Below are 15,035 nucleotides of genomic sequence, written 5' to 3'. Positions count from 1 at the left end.
CGTCGCGTCGGCCTGTCGCGGGCAAAGCGCGATGATTACAAACTTCTAATCCCGGCCCGGCAGAAGTCGGCCATCGCGCGGGCATAGAGGACGTGCTCGGCCTGCAGGACGCGCTGGGCCAGTGTCGCGGGCGTGTCATCGGCGACGACGGGCACAGCCTGCCGGGCGATAATCGGGCCTTCGTCCACGCCCTCGGTGACCAGATGGACGGTGCAGCCGGCCTCGGCGTCACCGGCGGCCAGAGCGCGGGCATGGGTGTCCAGCCCCGGATATTTTGGCAGCAGACTGGGGTGGATGTTCAGCATCCGGCCTGCCCAACGGTGCACGAGGAACGGCGTCAGCAACCGCATGTATCCGGCCAGGGCGACGACCTCGGTCCCCGCAGTCTTCAGTTCTGCATCAATCGCAGCCTCGTGGGCGGCGCGGACCTTGGCGAAGGGCCTGTGGTCTATCGCGGCGGTGGGCACGCCCTTGGCGCGTGCGATGGCCAGACCGCCCGCCTCGGGGTCATTGGACAGGACGAGAACCACCTCGAACGAGGCATCGGCCGCCTGACCCGCGTCGATCAGGGCGGCCATGTTCGACCCGGCCCCGGAGATCATCACGGCCACGCGCACGCGGCCCGACGGCTGGTTCATCGGGCGGTGGGCGCCGGCGGGTCGCCCACGGAGACGAAGGCGCCGGCGGGGCCGGGATAGACGACCGGGCTCTCGAACCCGTCTTCGGACAGGGCCGAGACGCCGAAGAAATAGTCGTCGATCGGCACCCCGGTCAGGACCAGCGACGTCGCCGTTCCGGCCGAGCGGTTGAAGGTCCACTGCGGCGCCGTCGTCGATCGCCACCAGACGCGATAACCGGCCGCGCCCGGTACGGCGGACCAGCGCAGGGTGGTGTCGGGCTTGACCGCGCCCTCGATGGTCACGTCGGCCGGGACCATGGGCGCAGAGGCCAGCGCCGCCATCGTCGCGATGTTCAGCCGGGCGACCTGGGCCAGATAGTCGAAGTCCACGCCCTCGATCGTGTCGCCGTATTCGACGCCGTTCTCGGTGCGCAGGTCCTGATGCTGGCGGTCGTAGTTCTCGGCTCCCTCGGAGATGCGGACAGCGGGGAAGCCCGCGCGCAGCATCTCCACCTGATCGCCGCCCCGGCCGAAACGGTCGGTGCGATAGATCATGTCGACGTCGAAATTGGTCAGGTAGCGGTCGGCGATGCCGTCGACGTAGCGGGCCAGGTTGCGCGAGGAGCTGTCGACCTCGCCGCCGTTGTAGCGACGGCGTTCGGCCTGCAGGGCGGTCTCGACGGTCTTGGTGCCCTCGGAGAAGACCCGGACGCGGGTGGTGTCTCGGATCCCCGACTGGCCTTCGGAGTTGCCGACGATGTCGTTGTTCAGATTGGCCTCGACGACCCAGTCCTGGGCCTTGGCATAGTCGGCCAGGATCTTGCCGCCCAGCAGACCCTGCTCCTCGCCCGACAGGACGGCGTAGACGAGGGTCGCTTCGAATCGGTGCTTCGACAGAACACGGGCCGCCTCCAGCACGGCGGCCACGCCCGAGGCGTCGTCATTGGCGCCCGGCGCGTCGGCGGTGAAGTTCATCACGTCGGTGACGCGGCTGTCGATATGGCCGGAGATGATGATGACGCGGTTCGGATCGCCGGTTCCGCGCTGGATGGCCACGACGTCGACGACCTCGGTGGACGTCGGAACGCGCGGGCCGGTGACGGTATCGGCGGGCAGGGCGATGGTCAGGCAGCTGTCGCAGGCCTCGGAGATGGCGCGAAACTCGCGCTCGGACCAGCGACGGGCGGCCCCGATGCCGCGCGTCTCGGACACAGTTTCCGACATCGTATGCCGGGTGCCGAAGCCGACCAGGGCGGTGATGTCGGCGCGCATCCGCCCGGCCTCGACCTGGGACACGACGGTGTGGAGCAAGGGCTGTTCGACCGCCGCCGGGGTCTGGGCATGGGCGACCGCCGGCAGGGCGAGCAGGGCGGCGAGGGCGATCAGACGCATGGGCGACTCCGGTTTGGGCAGAGCCTACCGCCTTCCCCCGTCCAGTGGGAGGGGGATTGGCCTCGGGGATTGGACTCCGAAAAAACCGGGTGCAGAGAGTGCAATAGCTGCGACCGGATCTACGAAAAACCGCACAGTGAAGTGATTTTGTGGATGTTTATGTCAAGTGTTGGTTGGCTGAAACCCTACCTCCGTGCACCCCGGCGAAGGCCGGGGTCCAGATCGCAGATCGTGGCGGCAGGTATCACGCACATTGCCCTCTGTCCGGATGACCGAATTCCCCATCTGGACCCCGGCCTTCGCCGGGGTGCACGGTGAAAAATCAGCACCAACACTCAAAGTGAATACAGCCTTTATTTCATTGATCACAGGTACGCGTCCGGAATTGGACCCAGACCCTGGTGTGTTACGTCCGGCAGGGCCACCAGTCCCGTCGCCTCGGCCCGATCAGGGCCGTCGCGGTCTTGCAGGCGGATCGGGACGGTCGCGCGCATTCCCCAAGGCCTGCCACGCGACTGCGTCAGAACCGGACGTAGGGGTGATCACGACGCCATCCTCTACGATGGGGAGGGGGATAAGCCCGGCCATAGTGACCGCCATCGACCCGTAGCGGACGTCAGGGGACTGGGTCTTGCTGGTCTGGACACCGTTAAAGAGCCAACCGCTTAGCCTTTAGTCGAAGCGTCACAATGGCTCCTTCGGTGGGCCAATCATAAGCGATCGAGCCGCCGAACTGATGGGTCATTATGCGGTTCAAGAGCTTGCTCCCAAAGCCGGTCGTGGACTTTGGAGCGATGCATGGAGGGCCACCCCGTTCGGTCCAAACGATGACCGCCTCGTCTCCGTCGATCTGGCAGGCCACATCGAGAAGCCCAGTCGGCACCGAAAGCGCACCGTATTTGACAGAGTTGGTCGCCAGTTCATGCAGCACCAATGCCAAGTTGGTGGCCGATACTTCCCCGATGCCCATTCTGGGCACGGCCACACGAACGCGCCCGCTGAACGCCCCCAGATCATCGTAGGGCGTCAGCAGGACTGAGAGCAGGTCACCGAGAAGGGCTGCGTTTTCAGTTTGCCCAGGGACAGGTCGAACGAGATCATGCGCGCGTCCCAAGGCGGCGAGCCGGTGCGTGAGATCGCTGACCATCTCTTCCTTGGTCTCGGTTGACCGCGACGTCATGGTCGTGAGCGCCCCGGCGATTGTGATCAGGTTCTTGACCCGATGGCTCATCTCGCCCGCCAACAACTCGTTGGCTTCCTCGGCCTGTTTCCGGCCCGTGACATCCAGAAAAATCCCGAACATTACCCGATTGAGGATGCCCTCATCGTCGCCGCGCCCCCGAGCAGACACCCAACGGACCTCCTCCTTAATCAAGATGCGGAAATCGATCTCGTAAGGGCCGACGATGCCCCGCGTCGCATTGAAACCGGCTCTGACCCTATCCCGGTCAGCCGGGTGGATATGGGCGGACAGGTCTTCAAAGGTGACTTCGGTGGTCGTGGGCACGTCCCAAAGGTCGTATCCCACCTGATCCATCGTAAGGCGATCCGTATCGACGTTCCAGGACCAGAGAGCTACGCCAGCGGCTTCCACTCCCAGACGCAAGTGTTGATCATCCCACACCGGGCGGTCCGGAGCGTTCGCTGATTTCATCGTTTTCATGGATCGGTGCTCGCCCATGGCTCTTTTGCCAGGCTAGAAGCTGAACAGTGGTCGATGACCATTCGTTCCCGCGCCCCGCCTATGTGACAAGTCCTTGCGGCTAGCGAGGGCTCTTGATCAACTTGTGATCGCACCCAGCTAAGGTCGCCTATCCACCCGTCTACTGACGTTGGGAGGGTCACCTTCAAGCGTCTGGACACGGGTGTGATCACCGAAGCGAAGTCCACCCGACCTCAGTACACCCCCTCCCGATGGAAGAGGGTGTCTAAACGAGTTGCCCGCAGACGAACGCCGCTTCACCCGCCTCCAGCAAGCCGGCCAGCACATCCTCGGCGTTCTCCGGCGCGACGATCAGGATGAAGCCGATGCCGCAGTTGAAGGTGCGGCGCATCTCGTGGTCGCTGATGCCGCCGGTCTCGGCCAGCCACTGGAACACGGCCGGCATCGGCCAGGCGTTCCAGTCGAACTCGGCGGTCAGGCCCTCGGCGATGCAGCGGGGCGGGTTCTCGATCAGGCCGCCGCCGGTGATATGGGCCGCACCCTTGATCAGGCCCGCCTTCATCAGCGGCAGGACCGGCTTCACATAGATTCGGGTCGGCTCCATCAGGGCCTGGGCCAGCGAACGGTCCTTCGCGAACGGTGCGTCGTCCGACCAGGCCAGGCCCGAGCGGTCCACGACCTTGCGGATCAGCGAATAGCCATTGGAGTGTGGGCCCGAGGACGCCAGGCCGATGATCAGGTCGCCGGTGTTCTGCAGATCCAGCCGGGGCAGGGCGTGGCCCCGCTCGACGGCGCCCAGCGAGAAGCCGGCCAGGTCGTAGTCGCCGCCCGAATACATGCCCGGCATCTCGGCCGTCTCGCCGCCGACCAGAGCGGCCCCGGCCTGACGGCAACCCTCGGCGATGCCCGAAACCACCCGACGAGCCGCGTCGATTTCGAGCTTTCCAGTCGCGTAATAGTCGAGGAACAGCAGCGGCTCGGCGCCCTGGGCCAGAAGGTCGTTGACGCACATGGCCACCAGATCGATGCCGACGCCGTCATGACGGCCCGTCTCGATGGCGATCTTAAGCTTGGTGCCGACGCCGTCTGTGGTGGCGACGATCAACGGGTCGACGAACCCGGCCGCCTTCAGGTCGAACAGGGCTCCGAATCCGCCCAGCGAGGGCTCCGAACCGGGGCGGGCTGTGGATTTGGCCAGGGGTTTGATGTGCTCGACCAGCATGTCGCCGGCGTCGATATCGACCCCTGCATCGGCGTAGGTCAGGCCGTTCGGCAATGGGTCTTTATTGTCGCTCATCGCTCACGGGCCTGGAATCGGTGCGGAAATATGGTCGCGGCTCTTGCCACGACCGCGTCGCGGGGGGCTATAGCATTTCAATGACGCCGATCACCACTAATGACGCGCTGGTTCAGTTCTGCGCGGCCGTCGCCCAAGCTCCGTTCATCGCGGTCGATACCGAGTTCATGCGGGAAACGACCTACTGGCCCAAGCTGTGCCTGATCCAGGCCGCGACGCCGGAGCATGAGGCCATCATCGATCCGCAGGCCGAGGGCCTGGACCTGGAGCCGTTTCTGGACATCCTGCGCGATCCGAAGATCGTCAAGGTCTTCCACGCCGCGCGGCAGGACACGGAAATCTTCGTCAAGCTGGGCGCCATGCCCAGGCCGATGTTCGACACCCAGGTCGCCGCCATGGCGGCCGGGTTCGGCGATCAGGTCGCCTATGACGGGCTGGTCCGCCAGATGCTGCGCATCGACCTCGACAAGGGCAGCCGGTTTACCGACTGGTCGCGTCGGCCCCTTTCCGACGCCCAGCTGACCTATGCGATCGGCGACGTGACCCACCTGGCGGCCCTGTATCCCAAGCTGCGCGAACGGCTGGAGAAGGATGGCCGCCTCGACTGGGTGACCTCGGAGATGGAGGATCTGGTCGACCCCGACCTCTACGACACCGACCCGGAGAAGGCCTGGAAGCGGCTGAAACCCAAGAAGTACAACGCGAAATATCTGGCAGCCTTCAAGGCGACGGCGGTGTGGCGCGAGCGCGCGGCGCAGGATCGCGACCAGCCGCGCGGCCGCATCCTGAAGGACGAGGCGATCGACGAGATCGCGACCCAGGCCCCGATGGACGTCGAGGCCTTCAACCGCCTGCGCTCGGTGCCCAAGGGCTTCGGCGGCTCGCGCCTGGGCCTCGAGCTGACGGAAGAGCTGAAGCGGGTCATGGCCGATCCGGAGGCCCATGCGCCCAAGCTGGACCGCCCGGCCCACAACCAGCCGGCTCCGCCGTCGGTCGTCGAACTGCTCAAGGTGCTGCTGAAGGCCAAGAGCGACAATGCCGGCGTGGCGTCCAAGCTGATCGCCAACGTCGCCGACCTGGAGCGGATCGCCATCGACGACAACGCCAAGGTCGACGCCCTGACCGGCTGGCGGCGTCAGCTGTTCGGCGAGGACGCGCTGAAACTCAAGCGCGGCGAGATCGCCCTGGTCCTGAACGGCGCCCGGGTCGAGGTCGTCGAGATCGAATAGGCGACTCCTGCTCCTCCCCGTGCGCAGCATGGGGAGGTGGCGCGGCCCGCTTGGGCCGTGACGGAGGGGGCGAGGCGATGCTTGTGGCGAGGAGTGGCGGTCTCCGGCGATACCGTGTCGCCCCCTCCGTCACGACGCGAAGTCGCGTCGCGCCACCTCCCCATTCGCCAAGCGGCGAACAGGGAGGAGAAGCTGAACACTTCAGATCTCCAGCTTCAGCCCCATGGCCTCGGCCAGGGCCTTGGCGCGGCGACGGGTCTGCTCGCCCAGCAGCACGTCGGCATAGCCCGGCGACGCGGTCAGCCTCAGGGCGCCGTTCTTCACGGTCACCGAGGCGTTGGCCAGCAACTGGGGCGAACGGCCCGACAGGTCGCAGCCCAGCCGCATGGCCAGGCCCAGGGCCCGGGCGCTGACCCGCGCGTCATCGCTGAGAAGGCGGGTGACGGCAGCCGGCGCAGGCGTAGAGGCCCCGCCGCCGTAGCGACCATTCAGGGCGCAGGCGAGCCACACGCGCTCGGGGTGGGTCTGGCCCGGGATCGGCGCGCGCAGCACCTGATCGAACACCAGCTCCAGCCGGTGATCGGGATGCAGTCGGGCCCCGAGGTCAGCGAGGCGGCAGGCCGCGGCGGCCAGGACGGCGTCGCGCTCACGGCCGAAGGCCACAGGCAGGGCGGCGATGACATCGGCGAGCCAGGCGTTGAGCGCGGCCGGCATGGCCGGTGAAATGCCCTGGCGCGCCCCCAGGGCGGCGGCTCCGGCGATCAGCGGATCGGCGGGGGCCTCGTCCTGATCCAGCGTCTCGTAGAGCAGGCCCTCACGCAGGCCCCAGGCGGAGAAGGTGAGGGTCTTCAGGCCCAGGGTGTCGATCAGTCCCTCCAGCACCAGGGCGGCGTAGGGCAGGGTCTCGGCGCGGCGTTTGGAGACGCCCGGAAGCCGGTCGAGCGAGGCCTTCGATTGTTGAGCCACCAGTCGGGCCACCCCGCGCGCGTCTTCGGCGCTCATCGCGTACTGGTGGACGATGCGGAGCGGATAGTCGCTCATCTCCATGTGCAACTGGGCCAGAGAGCGCCAGCCGCCGCCCACGGCGTGGAGCTCGTCGGCCGAGAACCGTTTCGCAGCCGGTCTCAGCCGTTCCGCGATCGTGGCGCGCAGTCGCCCGGCGTCGAACCCTCTCGGATCGGCCAGGCTGAACGGCCCAAGCGGCAGAGTGATGCCTGACGACGCGGTCCCGTCGCCGACCTTGATCAGCTCCAGGCTGGACCCGCCCATGTCGGCGGCGACGCCGTTCGAGCGCGGCTCTCCGGCCAGGACGCCCAGGGCGGCGTATTTCGCCTCCTCCTCGCCGGTCAGGACGCGGACGCGCAGGCCCGTCGTGGCGGCGACGCGGTCGCAGAACTCCGGACCGTCTGCGGCCTCGCGCACGGCGGCGGTGGCGGCGACGAAGGTATAGGTCGGACGCACCCCCTCCAGCACGGCCGCGAACCGGCGCAGCGTCGTCATCGCCAGCTCGACGCCCGCCGGCGACAGTCTGCCGGTCTCCGGCAGGTCGCGGCCGAGGCCGGCCTGGACCTTTTCGTTGAACACGGTCCAGATGGCGCGGCCTTCCAGCCGGTACAGCACCATGCGGACGGAGTTCGAGCCGATGTCGATCACCGCCGCCTCGCGCGGCGTCGCATAGAGTTCGTTCACTGACCGGGCCGATCGTAGCGCAGCGCTTCCGGTCGGGTCTTCACCTTTCTGCCCCGGCCCGACAGGCTGGGGTTGGTCATGAAGTATTTGTGGGCCGAGAAGGGCCGCGCCGGATCGGCCGGCGTGACCCTGGTGTAGCCGCCGTCGGCGCCCAGAACCCAGCTCTGGGCGTCGTCCTTCAGGTTGGCGACCATGATCTGGTCCAGCACCTGGTCGTGGACCGTGGCGTTGAACACGGGGGTCATGATCTCGACCCGCCGGTCCAGATTGCGGGTCATCCAGTCGGCCGAGGAAATGAAGAGCTTTGCCTTGTCGTGGGGCAGGTCCTTGCCGTTGGCGAAACAGATGATCCGGCTGTGCTCCAGGAACCGGCCGACGATCGACTTGACGCGGATATTCTCCGACAGGCCCGGCACGCCGGGACGCAGGCAGCAGATGCCGCGCACGACCAGTTCGATCCGCACGCCCCACTGGCTGGCCCGGTACAGGGCGTCGATGATCTCGGGATCGACCAGGGCATTGAGCTTGACCCAGATGGCCGCCGGCTTGCCCTTGGCCGCCGCCGACATCTCCTTGCCGATCAGCTCGATCAGCGTCGACTTCATGTTCAGGGGCGAGACGACCAGCGCTTCCAGATCCTCGGGCTGGGCGTAGCCGGTGATGTAGTTGAACACCCGCGACGCATCGCGGGCCAGCACGGGATCGGAGGAGAACAGACTGAGGTCGGTGTAAACCTTGGCCGTGATCGGGTGATAGTTGCCGGTGCCGAAGTGGCAATAGGTCTTCAGTGCATCGCCCTCGCGACGGACGACAACACTGAGCTTGGCGTGGGTCTTGTATTCGACGAAGCCGAAGACGACGTGGACCCCGGCCCGCTCCATGGCGCGGGCCCAGCGCAGGTTGGCCTCCTCGTCGAACCGGGCCTTGATCTCGACCAGGGCCACGACGTTCTTGCCATTCTCGGCCGCCTCGATCAGGGCCGCAACGATCGGGCTGTCCTTGGAGGTGCGATACAGCGTCTGCTTGATGGCGATGACGTTGGGGTCGCGCGCCGCCTGACGCAGAAACTGCACCACCACATCGAAGCTCTCGAACGGGTGGTGGATCAGGATGTCCTTCTCGCGCACCGCGGCGAAGACGTCGCCGCCCTGATCGCGAACCCGTTCCGGGTAGCGGGGTTCATAGCCGGGGAACTTCAGGTCGGGGTGGCCGGAGGGGATCAGTTCGCCCATCTGCGCCAGGCCCAGCATGCCGTCGACCAGAACGACATCCTGGGGCGCGGCTTCCAGTTCGCCGATGATGAAATCGCGCAGATCGGCTGGCATCGACGCCTCGATCTTCACCCGCACGACAGAGCCCAGACGACGCTGTTTCAGCGCCTCCTCGAACTCCAGCACCAGGTCCTCGGCCTCCTCCTCGATCTCGATGTCCGAGTCGCGGATCAGGCGCAGCACGCCCTTCTCGAGCACCTCGTGGCCCGGGAACAGGTGCTCGATGAACAGCAGCAAGACGTTTTCGAGCGAGATGAACCGCCTGCGCCCCTTCACCGACCGCCCGTCGCCGGTCAGTTCCCAGAAGCGCCGCACCTGGGTCGGTACGGGCACCAGCGCATAAAGCGTCTTGTTGTCCCGGTTCCGGCGCAGCTTCAGCGCCAGGGAAAAGCCGAGGTTGGGCAAGAAGGGGAAGGGGTGCGCCGGGTCTATGGCCAGCGGCGTCAGCACGGCGAAAAGCTGGTTCAGGAATTCGGGCTCAAGCCGTTCCTTGTCCGTCTTGGTGATCTTGCCCGGCTGAACAACCTCGATCCCGGCCCCTGTCAGTTCCTTGCGCAGTTGGCGCCAGCGTTCCTGCTGTTCGTCCATCAGCTCGCCGGCGGCGACGTTGACCTTTTCAAGCTGTTCGGCGGCCGTCAGGCCATCGGCGGACAGCACCCGCACCCGTTCGCGCACCTGACCCTTCAGACCGGCGACGCGGGTCATGAAGAACTCGTCGAGGTTATTGGCCGAGATCGACAGGAACCGCAGCCGTTCCAGCAGCGGGTGGCTGGGGTTCGCGGCTTCTTCGAGAACCCGGGCGTTGAAGGCCAGCCAGCTGATCTCGCGATTGAAGAACCGTGTGGGCGAGGCCATCAGGCCCTCGTCCAGGTGCAGCTGGGGCGCGCGGGAAGAGGGGACTTCCTCGCCCCGGGTGGCGTCGGCTATGGCGGCGTCGGACATGGGCCGGTTGTGGGGCGCGATTGTTACGGCTGCAAGCCTGATCCGCCGTCATCTTCAGGCGCGTCGTCGAACAGGTCGTCGCTGGCCTCCAGCACCTGCCGCGCCAATGTCCGCGTGACCGGCCTGTGCTCCGCATCCAGCCGGTCGACCACGTCGGCGACGGCGGCCGCCGACCGGTCGATCCGTTTGACCAGGTAGTCGATCACGCCGTCACCCGGCGTGATGCTGTGTTCGGCGAAACGGGCGGTCAGAATGGCCGACAGGACCGTGTCGTCCGGGGCCTCCATCGCCACCACCCGCACCGCATCGAGCCGCGACCGCAGATCCGGCACCGCCACATCCCAGCGTCGGGGAGAGGGCCGCGAGACCATCAACAGGGCGCCGCCGTCTTGCTGGGCCAGGTTGATCAGGTGGAACAGGGTCTCGTCGTCGGCGTCCTGGGCGATGTCGAGCAGGATAGGGCGGCCCTCCAGCTCGAGCGGATCGGCCAGCGCCGCCTCGGCCCCGTTCAGGGGGATGGCGCCGACCCGTTCAGCCCAGAGGGCGGCCAGATGACTTTTGCCGCATCCGGCCGGGCCACAGATGGCCATGACCTGGCCCGTGCTGTCGGGCCAGGCCGCGAGCGCATCGACGGCATAGGCGTTGGACGCCGAGCGCACGAAGGCCGTCGCGCCATGCGAAGCCGCCCGGGTCAGGGGCAGTCTCAGCTGTTCGCGAAGGGGACGACGCGCCGACATGGGTCCACCATAGCAGATCGCCCGGATTGTCCTGATGCGGGATTGTCTTGCGACGTGGACAGACGATCCGGGCCTGTGGACCGCTGCGACCGCTTCTGACGTCGACCATAAAAAGTCATTCGACGCCCTGGAAGGCGCCTCTTCCCGGCGGGCGGGCATCGAGGCCTCTCGTCCGCGCCTTGGCGGTCTGCGGGTATAGACTACGGGGCTGGCTCGGACGTCGGCCGCGAACGTGTAGACTCTGTCGACTCTATCGACTCCGTTTTTGGAGTCGCGCAGGTCCCGAAACCGGTGTCCGACCTTGACTTTCGGGGGCGCGGATGCGCCTTACGCCGCTTCCAATTCCCGCCGTTTCGCGGCCGATTCAGACGATTTTCTCATGCACGCCTATCGCTCCCACACCTGCGGCGCCCTCCGGTCATCGGATTCAGGCTCCAATGTGCGTCTGTCCGGCTGGGTGCACCGCAAGCGCGACCATGGCGGTCTGCTGTTCATCGACCTGCGCGACCACTACGGCCTGACCCAGCTGGTCTTCCACCCCGAGACGCCGGGCTTTGAGGCCGTCGAGCGCGTGCGCGCCGAAAGCGTGATCCGTGTGGACGGCGAGGTCGTCGCCCGCGACGCCTCGGTGGTGAACCCGAACCTGCCGACCGGCGAGATCGAGCTGCGCGTCACGGGCGTCGAGGTCCTGTCCGAGGCCGCCGAACTGCCGCTGCCGGTCTTCGGCGAGCCGGAATACCCCGAGGAAATCCGCCTCAAGCACCGCTATCTCGATCTGCGCCGCGAGACCCTGCACAAGAACATCGTGCTGCGCAGTCGCGTGATCTCCTCGATCCGCCAGCGCATGGTCGGTCAGGGCTTCCTCGAGTACCAGACCCCGATCCTGACGGCCTCCAGCCCCGAAGGCGCGCGCGACTTCCTGGTGCCGTCGCGGCTGCATCCGGGCAAGTTCTACGCGCTGCCGCAGGCCCCGCAGCAGTTCAAACAGCTGCTCATGGTCTCGGGCTTCGACCGCTATTTCCAGATCGCCCCCTGCTTCCGCGACGAGGACCTGCGCGCCGACCGGTCGCTGGAGTTCTACCAGCTCGATGTCGAAATGAGCTTCGTCACGCAAGAGGATGTCTTTGCAGCCATCGAGCCGGTCATGCACGGCGTGTTCGAGGAGTTCGCCGACGGCAAGACGGTCTCGCCGATCGACGGCGCCCATACCTTCACCAACGATTTTGACCAGACTCTGGAGCACACCGGCTTCGAGCGCCTGACCTACGCACAGTCGATGAAGTGGTATGGCACCGACAAGCCGGACACCCGCAACCCGATCAAGATGCAGGACGTCTCGGAGCATTTCCGCGACGGCGGCTTCGGCCTGTTCAACAAGATCCTCGGCGCCGACGCCAAGAACGCCGTCTGGGCGATTCCCGCCCCGACCGGCGGCAGCAGAGCCTTCTGCGACCGGATGAACTCCTGGGCCCAGGGCGAGGGCCAGCCGGGCCTCGGCTACATCTTCTGGTCGGATGACAACAACGCCTGGGGCGGCCCGATCGCCAAGAACCTGGGCGAGGCCACCGACGCGTTGATGGCTGCGCTGGGCCTCGGCAAGGGCGACGCCGCCTTCTTCGCCGCCGGCCTGCCGTCGGTCTTCGCCAAATTCGCCGGCCTGGCCCGCACCCGCGTGGCGACCGAGCTGAAGCTGGTCGACGAAGAGCAGTTCAAATTCTGCTGGATTGTCGACTTCCCGATGTTCGAATGGTCCGAGGAAGAGAAGAAGGTCGACTTCTCGCACAACCCCTTCTCGATGCCGCAGGGCGGGCTGGAGGCCCTGGAAACCCAGGACCCGCTGACCATCCGCGCCTATCAGTATGATATCGTCTGCAACGGCTATGAGCTGTGCTCGGGCGCGATCCGGAACCACAAGGCCGAGATCATGCTCAAGGCCTTCGAGATCGCCGGCTACGACGCCTCGGTGGTCGAGGAGCAGTTCGGCGGCATGCTGAACGCCTTCCGCTACGGCGCGCCGCCGCACGGCGGTCTGGCTCCCGGCATCGACCGCATCGTCATGTTGCTGGCCAACCAGGTCGCGATCCGTGAGGTGATCGCCTTCCCGCTGAACCAGCAGGGGCAGGATCTGCTGATGAGCGCGCCGGCCGAGGCGCAGGACCGTCAGTACAAGGAACTGCACATCCGCCAGAGCCTGCCGCTGAAGTAGGGCTTTCGCTCACACAGCGGCCGCTTCGAAGGCCGCTGCGATCAGTGGTCGGCGCTGGCGAAGTTGCGGCGCGGCGAGGGCGGCGCCGGAGGCGCGGGCGGGACCGGCGGCGCAGGCGTCCGGACCATGATCCGGGAGCCGCAGCTTCGGACGCTGAGACCGTTCGGCAGGCGGGTCGAGGAGTCGCCGCAGGCCTGCGCAATCTGGGCCTGCGTCAGGCCCCGGGCACTCGACAGGTCGGCGCCCCGGATGTCGGCGCGGCGCATCGAGGCGTCGGTGAAACGGGCCCGGCCGAAGGTCCCCTGGGACAGGCGGGCTCCGTCCAGCTGGGCGTTGCTGAAGTTGGCGGCGCTGAAGTCGCCGCTGGCCATGTTGGCTGCGTTCATCTCGGCGTTGGCGAAGGAGGCGCCGCGCGCGCTGACGTTGGCTAGGGTGGCGCCGAACAGCTCGGCGTTGGACAGGTTGGTCCCTGACAGGACCGCGCCGTTCATGTTCGCGCCCATGAGTTCGGCGCCCGATAGGTTGGCCCGGCTGAGATCGGCGCGGCTGAAGACGGCGCTCTGGGCCTCTGCTCCGCTGATATTGGCGTTGATGAAGACAGCGCCGCCGAAGTTCGATCCCTGGATCTGCGCACCGGTCATGTTTGCGTCGGTGAAGTCGCTGTTCGAGAAGTTGGAGCCGACCAGTTCGGCGCCACGCAGGTCCGCGCCGACCAGGGTCGCGCTGATGAAGCTGGCGCCGGTGAAGGTCGCGCCGGCCAGGTTGCGGCCCGACAGTTCGCAGCGGTGGCAGGAGCCGCCCAGTGAGATCATCCGGGTCACGTCGCGATCCTGGAACGGCAGGCTCACTTCGGCCGCAGCCGGCGCCGCGAGCGCCGAGAGGCCGGCGAACAGCGCGAGCGCGGGCAGGGCGACGGAGAGGCGGCGGGAAATGAACACGGTCTGTTTCACGCCCCCTAGATGATCCCTGGGCAACCGAAACCCTACTTAAATCGCGGTAAGAATGGAGGTCTTCAGCAGGCGGGAATGCGCAGGCTTCCGGGCAATGTGGTCGCGGCATCGCCGCAGGCCCGGTTGAGCTGGGCCTGGGTCAGGCCCGTCGCGCGCGCCAGCTGGGCGCCGGCGAAGTTGGTCCCGGTCAGGGTCGCACCTGAAAAGCTCGACCCCTCCAGATAGGCGCCGACGAAGCTGGCGTTGGTCAGATCGGCGCGGTTGAAGTTCGAACTGGAGAAGACGCCGCCGTAGGCCTCCACATCGCGCAGATCGGCGCTGGAGAACCGGGTGCGGTTCATCACCGCCAGGCTCAGGTCCGCCTGGCGCAGCCGGGAGCCGCTGAGGTTCAGGCCGCGCGCCTCCAGCCCCGAGAAGTCGCCCTGGAACAGATTGCAGCCGGAACAGCTGGCGCCGCCGCGCACGCGAGCGATCTGGCCAGCGTTCTGGGCAAGGGCCGGGGCGGCGATGAGGGTCAGGGCGGCGGCGGCGAGGATCAGGCGTTTCACGGCGGTCGTGCTCCGAAGCCGGCGAACCGGCGGCAGTCGTCGCCCTGTGGTTACCGCACAGGTGCTTACGATCTGCTGAACCGTGCTCAGTCGGGAGCAGCCACGCGGGCGAGCATGGCGCGATAGGCATCGGAGAGCGGTTGGGACCGGCCCTCCAGGGCGCGGACATAGGTCAACGACACCTCGGTCAGGATCTGGCCGTCGCGCCGGATATCGACGCGAAGCTCATAGCTGGAGCGACCGATACGGGGCAGGGAGACCTCCATGTCCAGCAGGTCGTCGAACCGGGCCGAACTGCGAAAGCTGGCTCGCGCGTCGACGACATAGCTCTGGGCCATGTCAGGATGGTCGTCGGTCAACACCCCGGCGGCGCGGAAGAATTCGGTCGCGGCGACGTCGGCATAGGCGAAATAGTTGGGATTGAAGACGACGCCCTGGGCATCGACCTCGCCCCAGCGGACGCGGAGCGGGCAACTGAACCCGGACATTTGC

Annotated in this window: 12 protein-coding genes; 2 read left to right on the top strand and 10 right to left on the bottom strand. The window is 66.8% G+C overall.

Going from position 1 to position 15,035, the window contains the following annotated elements; translation table 11 throughout:
- Window positions 1-35: 35 nt before the first annotated feature.
- From purN to purM, 4 genes are all read right to left on the bottom strand, one after another.
- Window positions 36-638 (bottom strand): phosphoribosylglycinamide formyltransferase, encoded by a 603-nt coding sequence (gene purN / locus ACP7AB_RS02300; RefSeq protein ID WP_425987310.1) that lies wholly within the window; start codon window positions 636-638, stop codon window positions 36-38.
- Entirely contained in the window at window positions 635-2,011 is a 1,377-nt protein-coding gene (locus ACP7AB_RS02295; RefSeq protein ID WP_425987309.1) for a M28 family metallopeptidase, read from the bottom strand. Before ACP7AB_RS02295 ends, purN begins: the two co-directional genes overlap by 4 nt.
- A 649-nt stretch (window positions 2,012-2,660) precedes the next feature.
- Complete coding sequence (locus ACP7AB_RS02290; protein WP_425987307.1) at window positions 2,661-3,674, bottom strand: sensor histidine kinase; 1,014 nt, start codon at window positions 3,672-3,674, stop codon at window positions 2,661-2,663.
- 265 nt (window positions 3,675-3,939) lie between these two features.
- Window positions 3,940-4,971 carry a phosphoribosylformylglycinamidine cyclo-ligase gene (gene purM, locus ACP7AB_RS02285; protein ID WP_425987305.1) on the bottom strand — a complete coding sequence of 344 codons (1,032 nt, stop codon included), beginning with the start codon at window positions 4,969-4,971 and terminating at the stop codon, window positions 3,940-3,942.
- An 80-nt stretch (window positions 4,972-5,051) separates the two neighbouring features.
- Here purM and rnd point away from each other — a divergent pair, with 80 nt between their 5' ends.
- Window positions 5,052-6,200, top strand: a complete 1,149-nt coding sequence (gene rnd, locus ACP7AB_RS02280; protein ID WP_425987304.1) for a ribonuclease D — start codon at window positions 5,052-5,054, stop codon at window positions 6,198-6,200.
- A gap of 201 nt (window positions 6,201-6,401) precedes the next feature.
- Here the strand turns inward: rnd and ACP7AB_RS02275 are convergent, their stop codons facing one another.
- From ACP7AB_RS02275 to ACP7AB_RS02265, 3 genes are all read right to left on the bottom strand, one after another.
- Window positions 6,402-7,823: a Ppx/GppA family phosphatase gene (locus ACP7AB_RS02275; RefSeq protein WP_425987621.1), complete on the bottom strand. Its 1,422-nt coding sequence runs from the start codon at window positions 7,821-7,823 to the stop codon at window positions 6,402-6,404.
- A gap of 62 nt (window positions 7,824-7,885) precedes the next feature.
- Window positions 7,886-10,102 (bottom strand): RNA degradosome polyphosphate kinase, encoded by a 2,217-nt coding sequence (locus ACP7AB_RS02270; protein ID WP_425987302.1) that lies wholly within the window; start codon window positions 10,100-10,102, stop codon window positions 7,886-7,888.
- A gap of 23 nt (window positions 10,103-10,125) precedes the next feature.
- On the bottom strand, window positions 10,126-10,839 hold the full coding sequence (locus tag ACP7AB_RS02265; RefSeq protein ID WP_425987301.1) for a chromosomal replication initiator DnaA: 714 nt from the start codon (window positions 10,837-10,839) through the stop codon (window positions 10,126-10,128).
- A gap of 379 nt (window positions 10,840-11,218) precedes the next feature.
- On the opposite strand from ACP7AB_RS02265, the gene aspS reads away from it, so the two are divergent.
- On the top strand, window positions 11,219-13,045 hold the full coding sequence (gene aspS / locus ACP7AB_RS02260; RefSeq protein WP_425987299.1) for an aspartate--tRNA ligase: 1,827 nt from the start codon (window positions 11,219-11,221) through the stop codon (window positions 13,043-13,045).
- Window positions 13,046-13,086: 41 nt separating this feature from the next.
- On the opposite strand, the gene ACP7AB_RS02255 is transcribed toward aspS, so the two are convergent.
- The 3 genes from ACP7AB_RS02255 to ACP7AB_RS02245 all read right to left on the bottom strand — a co-directional run bounded on the left by ACP7AB_RS02255 (window position 13,087) and on the right by ACP7AB_RS02245 (window position 15,031).
- The gene (locus ACP7AB_RS02255; RefSeq protein WP_426046084.1) at window positions 13,087-13,983 is read right to left on the bottom strand and encodes a pentapeptide repeat-containing protein; all 897 of its coding nucleotides are present in this window, start codon (window positions 13,981-13,983) and stop codon (window positions 13,087-13,089) included.
- 74 nt (window positions 13,984-14,057) lie between these two features.
- The gene (locus ACP7AB_RS02250; RefSeq protein WP_425987296.1) at window positions 14,058-14,543 is read right to left on the bottom strand and encodes a pentapeptide repeat-containing protein; all 486 of its coding nucleotides are present in this window, start codon (window positions 14,541-14,543) and stop codon (window positions 14,058-14,060) included.
- Window positions 14,544-14,629: 86 nt separating this feature from the next.
- Window positions 14,630-15,031, bottom strand: coding sequence for an acyl-CoA thioesterase (locus ACP7AB_RS02245; protein WP_425987295.1), 402 nt, complete (start codon window positions 15,029-15,031; stop codon window positions 14,630-14,632).
- Window positions 15,032-15,035: the final 4 nt, after the last annotated feature.

It is taken from the genome of Brevundimonas sp. TWP3-1-2b1 (assembly GCF_049896165.1).
Taxonomy (GTDB): Bacteria; Pseudomonadota; Alphaproteobacteria; order Caulobacterales; family Caulobacteraceae; genus Brevundimonas; species Brevundimonas subvibrioides_B.
This window is presented reverse-complemented; position numbering and strand designations above follow the sequence as displayed.

Excerpts from the sequence above, each read along its gene's own strand:
- purM (WP_425987305.1), bottom strand. The coding sequence starts at position 4,971 with ATGAGCGACAATAAAGACCCATTGCCGAACGGCCTGACCTACGCCGAT.
- ACP7AB_RS02265 (WP_425987301.1), bottom strand. The coding sequence starts at position 10,839 with ATGTCGGCGCGTCGTCCCCTTCGCGAACAGCTGAGACTGCCCCTGACC.
- rnd (WP_425987304.1), top strand. The coding sequence starts at position 5,052 with ATGACGCCGATCACCACTAATGACGCGCTGGTTCAGTTCTGCGCGGCC.
- ACP7AB_RS02270 (WP_425987302.1), bottom strand. The coding sequence starts at position 10,102 with ATGTCCGACGCCGCCATAGCCGACGCCACCCGGGGCGAGGAAGTCCCC.
- aspS (WP_425987299.1), top strand. The coding sequence starts at position 11,219 with ATGCACGCCTATCGCTCCCACACCTGCGGCGCCCTCCGGTCATCGGAT.
- ACP7AB_RS02290 (WP_425987307.1), bottom strand. The coding sequence starts at position 3,674 with ATGAAAACGATGAAATCAGCGAACGCTCCGGACCGCCCGGTGTGGGAT.
- ACP7AB_RS02245 (WP_425987295.1), bottom strand. The coding sequence starts at position 15,031 with ATGTCCGGGTTCAGTTGCCCGCTCCGCGTCCGCTGGGGCGAGGTCGAT.
- ACP7AB_RS02275 (WP_425987621.1), bottom strand. The coding sequence starts at position 7,823 with ATGGTGCTGTACCGGCTGGAAGGCCGCGCCATCTGGACCGTGTTCAAC.
- purN (WP_425987310.1), bottom strand. The coding sequence starts at position 638 with ATGAACCAGCCGTCGGGCCGCGTGCGCGTGGCCGTGATGATCTCCGGG.
- ACP7AB_RS02295 (WP_425987309.1), bottom strand. The coding sequence starts at position 2,011 with ATGCGTCTGATCGCCCTCGCCGCCCTGCTCGCCCTGCCGGCGGTCGCC.